The sequence below is a fragment of the Enterobacter cloacae complex sp. FDA-CDC-AR_0132 genome (genome assembly GCF_003010695.1).
GTDB lineage: Bacteria > Pseudomonadota > Gammaproteobacteria > Enterobacterales > Enterobacteriaceae > Enterobacter > Enterobacter ludwigii.
On the sequence record NZ_CP027618.1, the window covers coordinates 553,860 to 565,995 of the forward strand.

General features: G+C 53.0%; 16 protein-coding genes. 12 read left to right on the top strand and 4 right to left on the bottom strand.

From position 1 onward, the window contains the following. Positions 1-25: 25 nt before the first annotated feature. Positions 26-631 (bottom strand): ankyrin repeat domain-containing protein, encoded by a 606-nt coding sequence (locus AM379_RS02595; protein WP_020883872.1) that lies wholly within the window; start codon positions 629-631, stop codon positions 26-28. Positions 632-951: 320 nt separating this feature from the next. Here AM379_RS02595 and AM379_RS02600 point away from each other — a divergent pair, with 320 nt between their 5' ends. After that, positions 952-1,881: a LysR substrate-binding domain-containing protein gene (locus AM379_RS02600; protein WP_078774241.1), complete on the top strand. Its 930-nt coding sequence runs from the start codon at positions 952-954 to the stop codon at positions 1,879-1,881. Here the strand turns inward: AM379_RS02600 and AM379_RS02605 are convergent. Continuing rightward, entirely contained in the window at positions 1,878-2,036 is a 159-nt protein-coding gene (locus AM379_RS02605; RefSeq protein ID WP_032678825.1) for a YqaE/Pmp3 family membrane protein, read from the bottom strand. The genes AM379_RS02600 and AM379_RS02605 overlap by 4 nt on opposite strands. Before the next feature lie 179 nt (positions 2,037-2,215). Here AM379_RS02605 and AM379_RS02610 point away from each other — a divergent pair, with 179 nt between their 5' ends. From AM379_RS02610 to AM379_RS02620, 3 genes are all read left to right on the top strand, one after another. Further along, positions 2,216-2,515, top strand: a complete 300-nt coding sequence (locus AM379_RS02610; protein WP_020883869.1) for an ArsR/SmtB family transcription factor — start codon at positions 2,216-2,218, stop codon at positions 2,513-2,515. A gap of 9 nt (positions 2,516-2,524) precedes the next feature. Then, entirely contained in the window at positions 2,525-3,046 is a 522-nt protein-coding gene (locus AM379_RS02615) for a rhodanese family protein (RefSeq protein ID WP_040018936.1), read from the top strand. Between the two features lie 79 nt (positions 3,047-3,125). Beyond that, positions 3,126-3,305: a hypothetical protein gene (locus AM379_RS02620; protein WP_014171310.1), complete on the top strand. Its 180-nt coding sequence runs from the start codon at positions 3,126-3,128 to the stop codon at positions 3,303-3,305. Positions 3,306-3,343: 38 nt separating this feature from the next. Here the strand turns inward: AM379_RS02620 and stpA are convergent, their stop codons facing one another. After that, positions 3,344-3,748, bottom strand: a complete 405-nt coding sequence (gene stpA, locus AM379_RS02625; protein WP_020883867.1) for a DNA-binding protein StpA — start codon at positions 3,746-3,748, stop codon at positions 3,344-3,346. 493 nt (positions 3,749-4,241) lie between these two features. On the opposite strand from stpA, the gene alaE reads away from it, so the two are divergent. Continuing rightward, a complete protein-coding gene (gene alaE, locus AM379_RS02630; protein WP_020883866.1) occupies positions 4,242-4,691 on the top strand; it encodes an L-alanine exporter AlaE in 450 nt (149 codons plus the stop codon). 32 nt (positions 4,692-4,723) lie between these two features. Here the strand turns inward: alaE and AM379_RS02635 are convergent, their stop codons facing one another. Beyond that, complete coding sequence (locus AM379_RS02635; protein ID WP_006811693.1) at positions 4,724-5,068, bottom strand: DUF2002 family protein; 345 nt, start codon at positions 5,066-5,068, stop codon at positions 4,724-4,726. A 160-nt stretch (positions 5,069-5,228) separates the two neighbouring features. Here AM379_RS02635 and AM379_RS02640 point away from each other — a divergent pair, with 160 nt between their 5' ends. The 7 genes from AM379_RS02640 to proW all read left to right on the top strand — a co-directional run bounded on the left by AM379_RS02640 (position 5,229) and on the right by proW (position 12,133). Beyond that, positions 5,229-5,555, top strand: a complete 327-nt coding sequence (locus AM379_RS02640; RefSeq protein ID WP_014171314.1) for a DUF883 domain-containing protein — start codon at positions 5,229-5,231, stop codon at positions 5,553-5,555. 252 nt (positions 5,556-5,807) lie between these two features. Beyond that, the gene (gene nrdH / locus AM379_RS02645) at positions 5,808-6,047 is read left to right on the top strand and encodes a glutaredoxin-like protein NrdH (RefSeq protein ID WP_106503432.1); all 240 of its coding nucleotides are present in this window, start codon (positions 5,808-5,810) and stop codon (positions 6,045-6,047) included. Continuing rightward, positions 6,044-6,454 carry a class Ib ribonucleoside-diphosphate reductase assembly flavoprotein NrdI gene (gene nrdI, locus AM379_RS02650; protein ID WP_106503433.1) on the top strand — a complete coding sequence of 137 codons (411 nt, stop codon included), beginning with the start codon at positions 6,044-6,046 and terminating at the stop codon, positions 6,452-6,454. Before nrdH ends, nrdI begins: the two co-directional genes overlap by 4 nt. Beyond that, positions 6,427-8,571, top strand: coding sequence for a class 1b ribonucleoside-diphosphate reductase subunit alpha (nrdE, locus tag AM379_RS02655; RefSeq protein ID WP_106503434.1), 2,145 nt, complete (start codon positions 6,427-6,429; stop codon positions 8,569-8,571). The genes nrdI and nrdE overlap by 28 nt, the downstream gene beginning before the upstream one ends. A gap of 9 nt (positions 8,572-8,580) precedes the next feature. Continuing rightward, positions 8,581-9,540, top strand: coding sequence for a class 1b ribonucleoside-diphosphate reductase subunit beta (nrdF, locus tag AM379_RS02660; protein ID WP_032678830.1), 960 nt, complete (start codon positions 8,581-8,583; stop codon positions 9,538-9,540). 333 nt (positions 9,541-9,873) lie between these two features. Then, a complete protein-coding gene (gene proV / locus AM379_RS02665) occupies positions 9,874-11,076 on the top strand; it encodes a glycine betaine/L-proline ABC transporter ATP-binding protein ProV (protein ID WP_020883862.1) in 1,203 nt (400 codons plus the stop codon). Continuing rightward, positions 11,069-12,133 carry a glycine betaine/L-proline ABC transporter permease ProW gene (gene proW / locus AM379_RS02670; protein WP_106503435.1) on the top strand — a complete coding sequence of 355 codons (1,065 nt, stop codon included), beginning with the start codon at positions 11,069-11,071 and terminating at the stop codon, positions 12,131-12,133. Before proV ends, proW begins: the two co-directional genes overlap by 8 nt. Positions 12,134-12,136 lie beyond the last annotated feature (3 nt).

The window sequence follows — 12,136 nt, forward strand, 5'->3', positions numbered from 1 at the left end:
AGCCGGAAAAGGCTGGCCGAAGGAATTACGCGCCTGCGGCCAGCAGCAGGTCTGCTATCTGGTGGTAGCCTTTTTCCCGCGCCAGTTCGAGCGGTGTTTTGCCGTATTTATCGGTCATGTGCGGATTTGCGCCGTTATCCAGTAACAGCTTTACAATTTCCTGCTGTTTCGCGCCGCCATCGTTGAGGACAATCGCTTCCAGCAGCGGCGTCCAGCCCACGAAGTTGGTGTGGTTGACGTTAATATCGGTTTTCTCCAGCAGCTCGCGCACAATCTCAACGTGCCCTTTCTCGCTGGCAGGCGTAATGCCGACACCACCGAAGCGGGTCAGGCGATCAAGATCCGGGTTGGCGGGTAAGACTATTCGCAGCAGGGTTAAATCATTTGTCAGGCAGCTAATCAGGAAGGGGTTAAAACAGGTCTGATCCTGTTGATCAATATCTGCTCCGGCAGCAATTAAAAATGCCACGCAGTCATAATGTTTTTTCAGGCTGGCAATAATAACGGCCGTTCTTTTCTGGCGTTGAGTGGCATTAATATCGACACCTTTTTCAAGGCAGGCTTTTAGCCCGTCAATATTGCCCTGCTCTGCCGCCAGCAAAAATTCAGTAACGAGTTCGTTCGCAGACATATTCAGACTCCCCATGATGTATTGCTCATGACCTGAGAATAGCAACAGCCTGGTGAGAAAAGAATCCGCTTAAAAATCATTCATCGACAGTCAATTCATTATTGAGTTAAATTCAACAATTCAGCCAAAATGTGCGGCCGTGCAATCTTTTACTTATGTTTTAGCGCTTTTATTCGCCTCAGACAGCATTCTGCTTATGCCTGATGAAGCCTGACATGACGCGGCTCGACGCGAATAATCAGAACTGTGACCGCCGTCATATGCGTTGTAACAGCGCTGTTAAAATATGTTCAAAACTGATGGCTAACAGGAGCCGTAATATGAATTCCATCTTTACTGAAGAGAACCTGCTGGCCTTCACCACGGCGGCACGCTTTGGCAGCTTCAGCAAAGCCGCCACCGAGCTTGGCGTAACCACCTCTGCCATCAGTTACACCATCAAGCGAATGGAGACCGGGCTGGATGTGGTGCTGTTTGTACGCAATACGCGCAGCATTGAGCTGACCGAGTCGGGGTTTTACTTTTACCGTAAAGCGACCGACCTGCTGAATGATTTTCATGCCATTAAGCGCGGGATAGACACCATTTCACAGGGCATTGAGGCACGGGTCCGCATCTGCATCAATCAGCTTTTGTACACCCCACGCCATACGGCGCGGCTGCTGCAGGTGCTGAAAAAACAGTTTCCTACCTGCCAGATCACCGTCACGACCGAGGTCTACAACGGCGTCTGGGACTCCATTATCAACAACCAGGCCAATATCGCGATTGGCGCACCGGATACGCTGCTCGACGGCGGCGGCATTGATTACACCGAGATCGGTGCCATCCGTTGGGTATTCGCCATCGCGCCGGAACACCCGCTGGCCTTCGTGCCGGAGCCGATAGCCGAAAGCCAGCTGCGTCTGTACCCCAACATCATGGTGGAAGACACGGCGCACACCATAAACAAGAAGGTCGGCTGGCTGCTGCACGGCCAGGAGGCGATTCTGGTGCCCGACTTCAACACCAAATGCCAGTGTCAGATCCTTGGGGACGGGATTGGTTTTTTACCGGAGTATATGGCCCGCGAGGCGGTGGAGGACGGGCTGCTGGTCACGCGGCGAATCAATAATCCGCGTCAGGATTCACGCATGCTGCTTGCCACGCAGCATGCGGCGACCGGCCAGGTCACGCGCTGGATCAAACAGCAGTTTAGCCCACAGGGCGTACTGACCGGGATATACAGCGATCTACTGTGGCGCGCTTAGTTTTTGCTTTGCACCCAAAACGCGTGAATAAGACCTGGGATGTAGCCCAGTAAGGTCAGAACGATGTTAATGATAAACGCCCAGCCAAACCCTTTGCCAAGCAGCACGCCCAGCGGTGGCAGGATAATAGTAAAGACAATACGCCAAAAACCCATAACGACTCCGTGCAAGCTAACCAATTGAAAATACAAAAGAGAACATTCTCTAAGCGTAGCCAGTTTAACGGCCTGCGCCATCTCTTTATCGCCCTTTTACCCTCTTTTACGCTTTTGACACTGGCTTAATCCTCCCCATTAGTTTAGAGTTTCCTTAATTAAGTAAAGACTAAACTAATATGACTGAACTCGAACAACTTCAGGCCAGCGCCGGACAGGCCGCAGCCCTGTTAAAAGCGATGAGCAATCCGCGTCGGTTGCTGATCCTCTGCATGCTGTGCGGTACACCGGGTACCAGCGCGGGCGATCTGGCGCGGGCGACGGGGCTTAGCCCATCCGCCACGTCACAACATCTGGCGCGTATGCGTGAAGAGGGGCTTATCGACAGCACCCGTGAAGCGCAGCGCATTCTGTATTTCATTAAAAACGATGCGGTGCATCAGCTTATCAGTACCCTGAAAAGCCTCTATTGCCCGTAAGGAGCCACCATGTCACTACCGCTCATTTCACCCCTGCAGGCCAATGCGCTCGTTGCTGAAGGTGCAAAACTGATCGATATTCGCGATCCCGACGAATATGCCCGCGAGCATATTCCCGCCGCCCGGTCCGTGCCGCTGGACACCTTACCCGGCGGGCTTGAGACGCACGCGGGCGAAACGGTGATTTTTCACTGCCAGTCTGGCGCCCGGACATCCTCGAACGCAGCCCGCCTTGCTCAGGCTGCCGCGCCTGCTCAGGCGTTTATCGTTGAAGGCGGAATTCAGGGGTGGAAGCAGGCTGGGTTGATCACGCAGGAAGACACATCACAGCCGCTGCCGTTGATGCGCCAGGTACAAATTGCCGCCGGGCTGCTCACCCTGTGCGGGGTCGTGCTGGGCTTTACGCTCTCCAGCGGCTTTTTCCTGCTGAGCGGCTTTGTGGGTGCCGGGCTGCTGTTTGCCGGGCTGACCGGGTTTTGCGGAATGGCGAGACTGCTGAAAGTGATGCCCTGGAACCGGCGTACCTCATAAGCAGTAATCGGTGAAATACGCTGTACCCGGCATCAGACGTGGGCTAAGGTGAAGATCATTGAAACGATGAGGAGGTAGTATGTTTTCTGTCGGTGATTATGTGCAACCGCGTAAAGGCGGCCCAAAACTGAAAGTACTCGAAGTGAACGGCGATAGCGTTGTGGCGGTTCAGGCCAGCAATGAGCAAGGCGAGAAATTTACCCTGAAGGCCGCAGACCTGGCCCTGTATACCGAAGAGGGTGATTTCGGCGTCTGCTAAACAGGCAACCGGGCGGAGTCCTCCGCCCGGCTCATGGATTAAATCAGAAAATCATCCAGTGATTTACCGTTTGCCAGTGCATTGGCAATAGGCTTTGGCGTACGCCCCTGACCGGTCCATGTTTTCTCTTCACCGTTGAGATCAATAAAGCGATATTTCGCTTCACGCGGTTTACGTTTTTTCGCTGGCTTACCGGCCTGCGCCATATCTGAACCGAGGAGATCGGACGGTGAAATACCATCAGCTTTCATCAGTTCCAGCAGGGCATTAATTTTTTCCTGCTGCTCAGCGCGTTGTTGCTCTAATTCCGCCAACTCACTCCGTTTCTCTTCAGCAACGACCCTGACTTTTTCCAGCATTTCTTCAAGAACGTCCAGGGATAATTCACGCGCCATCGCACGCAGAGTTCGGATATTATTAAGATTCTGTAACGTCAAAGACATATATTTGAAAACCTTTTCTTTAGGGTAAATCGAAAAATCGACAAGAGAATAATTCATTTCGCCTGGAATATCTACCCGCGGGCACGTCTTGCTAAAAATGTAAATGTTTTAAAATATCGCGTTTAATAATATCGGCGGATAACTGTCGATACCGCCGGATTCAATCTTTATCTCAGTATAAACGGTTAGATTTAATCCAAATCAAAGCATGCCGCACTGTCGTCGTTCGGGCAGAACGTTCGCTTCGGCACGCTCAAGATCAACAGATTGATTTACATACAAAAACTGACGGCAGGGACAGATTATAACGAACCGAACAAAAAACACGCAATTTTAGAGAATTTTGTGGACAAAACGCGACTAAATAAAAATTAATAACTAGTTGTTAGTTCAAAGGCAGAGATATACGCTATGCACGACTGACAAACCAACCTAAAGCACTAACCGCTGAGGGAAAATCGTTTCTATTGTGTTCTTCTCAAGGAGTTCAGACATGTTCTCACCGCAATCTCGCCTGCGCCATGCGGTAGCGGATACCTTCGCGATGGTTGTTTACTGTTCCGTCGTGAACATGCTGATCGAAATTTTCCTCTCCGGAATGTCCTTTGAGCAGTCACTTTCTTCTCGTCTGGTGGCAATTCCTGTCAACATTATTATTGCGTGGCCTTACGGATTATACCGCGATGCGGTCATGCGCTTTGCGCGTCGTATTAGCCCGTCAGGGTGGGTGAAAAACCTCGCCGACGTTCTGGCATACGTGACGTTCCAGTCGCCGGTTTACGTGGCTATTCTGCTGACAGTGGGCGCAGACTGGCATCAAATCGTCGCAGCGGTCAGTTCAAATATCGTGATTTCAATGCTGATGGGTGCGGTGTATGGCTATTTTCTCGACTACTGTCGCCGCCTGTTTAAGGTCAGCCAGTACAGCCAGGCCAAAGCATGATGTGAGGCGACTGGCGAATGCCAGTCGCAGATTTACTGTACGTCGCCAAACAGTCCCTTCAAAAACCGCTCCAGCGCCATACGCGAACTGAAGCCATGCGGAATACCATAATGTTCATGCGTTTCACCACCTAAATACAGTGGGAATTGCTGATAATGATCGCAGGTTTTAATATCCGAGGCAGGCTCAGCAAATGACAAACTTCTGTCTTTCAGCGTCGGGTGAATAATGAGAGCGGTACGTCCCATTCTTGCTTCACGATTAACGTAAACATAATTCTCGCCACGGCGATATCCATACGCTTTTGATGTCACCTCATCCATGGTGAATCCCTCTTTTTCAAGAACGCGCGCCACCTCATCAGGTCGTAAATACATATCTTTTCCTCGTTATCTTTTCCTGCCCGGCAACCTTACAGTATTCAGCATTAGCAGGGCTTTCAGAATATTCCATAAACTGCCAGATAACGCGTGACGCGCTTCAGATATTAAATTTCTGGACTAAACTAAACGGGAACGCAAAATTACGGAGGATCGTATGTTTAACAGACCGAACCGAAACGATATTAACGACGACACGCAGGATATTCGTAACGATGTCAGCCAATTAGCGGACTCGCTGGAAGAAGTGCTGAAATCCTGGGGTTCCGGTGCGAAGGACGAAGCGGATGCCGCAAAACGTAAGGCTCAGTCTTTGCTACGTGAAACCCGCGCCCGCATGAATGGGCGTTCGCGCACCACGCAGGCTGCCTGCGATGCCATTAGCTGCGCCAATACCTTCGTTCGCGAAAAACCCCTCTGTACGCTTGGTACGGTAGCCGCGGTGGGTATCTTCGTGGGGGCGCTGCTTAGCCTGCGCAAATAGTCGTCTCAGCCTGTCCGTATCCGCCCCGGTCGCGTTAGCCCCCGGGGCTTTTCTTTGCCTGCGCGCCTGAAAAAGCCGTACAGCCCGCCCTGCCCCGCTGTGCTCATCATCGGGGCCATATTAATCTGAAATTCCCATATCTTGTATGGTTGAATCTTACGACAACTACATCTAGTATTCCCTTTAGCAAGATACACACAACCTGACGCGATGATTCGCGCCGCTCTCTCATTTTAAATGGAAATACGAATCATGAGCATTATTATTTACACTCGTAACGATTGTGTTCAGTGCCACGCGACAAAACGTGCAATGGAAAGCCGTGGAGTGGCCTTTAAGATGGTGAACATTGACCTGCAACCCGAAGCTGCCGATACCCTGCGGGCGCAAGGTTTTCGCCAGCTGCCGGTCGTCGTCGCCGGGGAGACCAGTTGGTCCGGCTTTCGCCCCGACATGATTAACCGCCTCGCCGCCCAGGCCGCCAGGGCATGAGTGGGCTGGTCTACTTCTCCAGCAGCTCGGAAAACACGCTCCGCTTTATTGAGCGCGTCGGGCTGCCTGCGATACGTATCCCGCTTAATGAGCGGGAACGAATCCGGGCAGACGACCCCTACATTCTGGTGGTCCCGAGCTATGGTGGAGGTGGCACCGCGGGGGCCGTGCCTCGTCAGGTGATCCGCTTTCTCAACGATCCCCACAACCGACAGCTTATTCGCGGCGTTATCGCGGCGGGCAATCGCAATTTCGGCGATGCCTTTGGCCGTGCCGGGGATGTCATTTCTCAAAAATGCGGCGTGCCGTATCTCTATCGTTTTGAACTGATGGGGACACAGCAGGACGTAGAGAACGTGCGTAAAGGAGTGAACGAATTTTGGCAACGACAACCGCAGAACGTGTAATTCAGGCGACACCGGATTACCACGCATTAAACGCAATGCTGAACCTCTATGACCGTGAGGGGCACATTCAGTTTGGCAAAGATCATGAGGCGGTGGAGGCGTTTATCGCCACCCACGTCCGCCCCAACAGCATGACCTTTGCAAGCCAGAATGAACGTCTCGATTATCTGGTCAAGGAAGGCTATTACGAAGAGCGCGTGCTGGCCCGGTACGATCGTGCCTTTGTGGAGACGCTCTTCGGGCAGGCCCATAGCCGTGGTTTTCGTTTCCAGACGTTTCTTGGCGCATGGAAGTTTTACACCAGCTATACCCTGAAAACGTTCGACGGCAAACGCTATCTTGAAAGCTTCGAGGACCGCGTGGTGATGGTTGCCCTCACGCTCGCGCAGGGCGATGAAACGCTGGCAGAACGCTTGATGGATGAGATGCTCTCCGGCCGTTTCCAGCCCGCCACACCGACCTTTCTCAATTGCGGAAAAGCCCAGCGCGGCGAGCTGGTCTCCTGCTTCCTGCTGCGCATCGAAGACAATATGGAGTCGATTGGTCGCGCGGTGAATTCGGCGCTGCAGCTCTCTAAACGCGGCGGCGGTGTGGCGTTTCTGCTGTCGAACCTGCGTGAAGCCGGTGCGCCAATTAAGCGCATCGAAAACCAGTCCTCCGGCGTGATTCCGGTCATGAAAATGCTGGAAGATGCTTTCTCGTATGCTAACCAGCTGGGGGCGCGTCAGGGCGCGGGGGCGGTCTATCTGCACGCGCACCATCCGGATATCCTGCGCTTCCTGGATACCAAACGTGAAAACGCCGATGAAAAAATCCGCATTAAGACCCTGTCGCTTGGGGTGGTGATTCCGGATATCACTTTTGCACTCGCCAAAGAAAATGCCGAGATGGCGCTCTTCTCGCCCTACGACATTGAGCGTATTTACGGGAAAGCGTTTGGTGATGTGGCGATAAGCGCCCTGTATCACGATCTGGTGGCCGACGATCGCATTCGTAAGAAGTACATTAACGCCCGCGATTTCTTCCAGACGCTGGCCGAAATTCAGTTTGAGTCCGGCTATCCGTACATCATGTATGAAGATACGGTCAACCGTGCGAACCCGATTGCCGGGCGAATCAATATGAGCAACCTGTGCTCGGAGATATTGCAGGTGAACAGCGCATCCACGTATGACGAAAACCTGGACTACGCCGACATCGGCAAAGATATCTCCTGTAACCTCGGGTCGCTGAATATTGCCCACACCATGGATTCCCCCGATTTTGGCCGCACGGTGGAGACCGCCATTCGCGGGCTGACCGCGGTATCGGACATGAGCCACATCCGCAGCGTGCCGTCCATTGAAGCCGGTAATGCCGCCTCGCACGCCATCGGCCTTGGGCAGATGAACCTGCACGGCTATCTGGCGCGGGAAGGTATCGCCTACGGTAGCCCGGAAGGACTGGATTTCACCAACCTCTATTTTTACACCATTACCTGGCATGCGCTGCATACCTCAATGATGCTGGCGCGCGAGCGTAACCAGCGCTTTGCGGGCTTTGAACAGTCGCGTTACGCCAGCGGTGAGTACTTCAGGCCATATCTGGAAGGAGACTTGCAGCCGAAAACCGACAAAGTGCGCCAGCTGTTTGCCGATGCAGGTGTTCTCATGCCTACCCGCGAGATGTGGCAGCAGCTGCGGGACGATGTGATGCGTTACGGCATCTATAACCAGAATCTGCAGGCCGTACCGCCAACCGGGTCAATCTCTTACATTAACCACGCCACGTCGAGTATCCACCCGATTGTGTCGAAGATTGAGATCCGCAAGGAAGGTAAGACCGGGCGCGTTTACTACCCTGCCCCGTTTATGACCAACGACAATCTGGCCCTGTATCAGGACGCGTATGAGATTGGCCCTGAGAAAATTATTGATACCTACGCCGAGGCGACAAAACACGTGGATCAGGGGCTGTCGCTGACGCTCTTCTTCCCGGACACCGCCACCACGCGCGACATCAACCGGGCACAGATTTACGCCTGGAAGAGAGGGATCAAAACTCTCTACTACATTCGCCTGCGCCAGCGTGCGCTGGAAGGCACCGAAATTGAAGGCTGCGTGTCCTGCGCGCTGTAAGGAGAAAGGATGAAACTGTCACGCGTGAGTGCCGTTAACTGGAATAAAATTCAGGATGATAAAGACCTGGAGGTGTGGAACCGCCTGACCAGCAACTTCTGGCTGCCGGAAAAAGTCCCGCTTTCAAACGATATTCCGGCCTGGCAAACCCTCAGCCACGCCGAACAGCAGCTGACGATCCGTGTGTTCACCGGCCTGACGCTGCTGGACACCATCCAAAATACCGTCGGTGCCCCTGCGCTGATGGCCGACGCGCTGACGCCTCACGAAGAGGCGGTGATGTCGAACATCAGCTTTATGGAGGCAGTCCATGCCCGTTCCTACAGCTCGATTTTTTCGACGCTGTGCCAGACCAAAGATGTGGACGCGGCGTACTCCTGGAGCGAAGAAAGCGAGTCATTGCAGCGAAAGGCCAGCCTGGTGCTGGAGTATTATCAGGCCGACGAACCGCTGAAGAAAAAAATTGCCAGCGTGTTTCTCGAATCCTTCCTGTTCTATTCTGGCTTCTGGTTACCGATGTACTGGTCGAGCCGCGGCAAGCTGACCAACACCGCCGATTTAATTCGCCTCATCATTCGTGATGAAGCCGTACACGGCTACTACATCGGCTATAAGTATCAGAAAGGGCTGGAGAACGTCAGCGAAGATAAGCGCGAAGCGTTAAAAGGTTTTGCCCTCGATTTGCTGATGGATTTGTACGAGAACGAACTGAGTTATACCGAAGAATTGTACGCCGGTACCGGTTGGGAGGAGGAGGTAAAAGCGTTTCTTTGTTACAACGCCAATAAAGCGCTGATGAATCTCGGCTACGAAGCGCTTTTCCCACCGGAAATGGCCGACGTGAACCCGGCGATCCTGGCGGCACTGTCACCCAACGCCGATGAAAACCACGATTTCTTCTCCGGGTCTGGTTCGTCGTATGTGATGGGCAAAGCGGTGGAGACCGAAGATGAGGACTGGGATTTTTAATGCGCGGGTTAACGTTCATTAATTTAATATAAATCTAACAATTTCCTCCCTAATATTTTACGGGCAACTACACTGTAATTCCCCGTTCATATTCGCCTGAATCACTCCGATTCAGGCGAAATGTCGCTGTGCAAAAGCAAAAAATTCAGAAAAATTCAAACCACGCTCAGCCCTTTACTCATGGGAAATTCAGCCGTTTCGCTTACGGCAAAATTCCTGCCATAAGCAAACCCAGGGTTGTCTCAGATTCTCAGTATGTTAGGGTAATGCCAGTTAACTATTTACCATGGTAATGATATCGACATAAACAAATAACAGGACACTCTCTATTGCATGGCAATTAAATTAGAAGTGAAAAATCTTTATAAAGTATTTGGCGAGCATCCTCAGCGCGCATTCAAATATATTGAGAAAGGCCTTTCAAAAGAGCAAATTCTGGAAAAAACCGGGCTGTCGCTTGGCGTTAAAGACGCCAGTCTGGCCATTGAAGAAGGCGAGATTTTTGTCATCATGGGGTTATCCGGTTCGGGTAAATCCACTATGGTTCGCCTTCTCAATCGCCTGATTGAACCCACCCGTGGACAGGTGCTGATAGATGGCGTTGATATCGCCAGAATATCAGAGGCTGAACTTCGCGAGGTGCGCAGAAAGAAGATTGCAATGGTGTTCCAGTCATTCGCGCTGATGCCGCATATGACGGTGCTGGATAATGCCGCCTTTGGCATGGAATTAGCGGGCGTTACCGCTAATGAACGTCAGGAAAAAGCGCTGGATGCATTACGTCAGGTGGGCCTCGAGAATTATGCGCATGCCTACCCGGATGAGCTTTCCGGCGGGATGCGCCAGCGTGTCGGATTAGCCCGCGCATTAGCCATTAACCCAGACATTTTATTAATGGATGAAGCCTTCTCGGCACTCGATCCATTAATTCGCACCGAGATGCAGGATGAGCTGGTAAAATTACAAGCTAAACATCAACGTACTATTGTTTTTATTTCCCACGATCTTGATGAAGCCATGCGTATTGGTGACCGTATTGCCATTATGCAAAATGGTGAAGTGGTGCAGGTCGGCACGCCGGATGAAATTCTGAATAATCCGGCCAATGATTATGTGCGCACCTTCTTCCGCGGCGTGGATATTAGTCAGGTCTTTAGTGCGAAAGATATCGCCCGTCGTTCACCGAACGGTCTTATCCGCAAAACACCGGGCTTTGGTCCGCGCTCTGCACTGAAACTGTTGCAGGATGAAGATCGGGAATACGGTTATCTGATCGAACGCGGTAATAAATTTGTAGGCATTGTTTCCATCGACTCCCTGAAAACCGCACTCAGCGAAAATCAGGGCATTGATGCGGCGGTTATCGACTCCCCGCTTGCCGTGGACGCCGAAACGCCGCTCAGCGAGCTGCTCTCTCACGTTGGTCAGGCCCCGTGTGCCGTACCGGTAGTCAGTGAGGAACAACAGTACGTCGGCATCATCTCAAAACGCATGTTGCTGCAGGCTTTAGATCGCGAGGGGACAAACAATGGCTGATCAATCTAACTCGTGGGGAACCACCGAGGCGGCGGACAGCGCTGCTCAATCTACCGATGCGTGGGGGTCTTCCACGCCTGCGCCAACCGATGGCGGCACGGCGGACTGGCTCAACAGTGCACCGGCTCCTGCGCCAGAGCACTTCAATATTATGGATCCGTTTCATAAAACGCTGATCCCGCTGGATAGCTGGGTCACGGAGGGGATCGACTGGGTAGTGACTCACTTCCGTCCGGTCTTTCAGGGGATCCGCGTACCGGTGGATTACATCCTGAACGGTTTCCAGCAGCTGATGCTCGGCATGCCCGCGCCGGTCGCTATTGTGCTCTTCTCCCTGATTGCCTGGCAGTTTGGCAGCGCCGGCATGGGTGTCGCCACGCTGATCTCACTGATTGCCATCGGCGCGATTGGCGCCTGGTCACAGGCAATGATCACCTTAGCGCTGGTGCTCACCGCCCTGCTCTTCTGCGTCGCTATCGGCCTGCCGATGGGGATCTGGCTGGCGCGCAGTCCTCGGGCGGCGAAGATTATTCGTCCGCTGCTGGATGCGATGCAGACCACCCCCGCGTTTGTCTACCTGGTGCCGATCGTCATGCTGTTTGGTATCGGCAACGTGCCGGGCGTCGTGGTGACCATTATCTTCGCCCTGCCGCCGGTCATTCGTCTGACGATACTCGGGATTAACCAGGTACCGGCCGATCTTATCGAGGCGTCGCGTTCATTTGGTGCCAGCCCGCGCCAGATGCTGTTTAAAGTTCAGCTTCCGCTGGCGATGCCAACCATCATGGCGGGTGTTAACCAGACGCTGATGCTGGCCCTCTCCATGGTGGTGATTGCCTCAATGATCGCCGTCGGCGGACTGGGTCAGATGGTGCTGCGCGGCATTGGTCGTCTTGATATGGGACTGGCCACCGTGGGCGGCGTCGGCATTGTGATCCTCGCCATTATCCTTGACCGCCTGACGCAGGCTGTCGGTCGTGATTCACGCAGTCGCGGCAACCGTCGCTGGTATAGCACCGGCCCTGTCGGGTTAATCACCCGCCCATTCAGAAAATAAGGA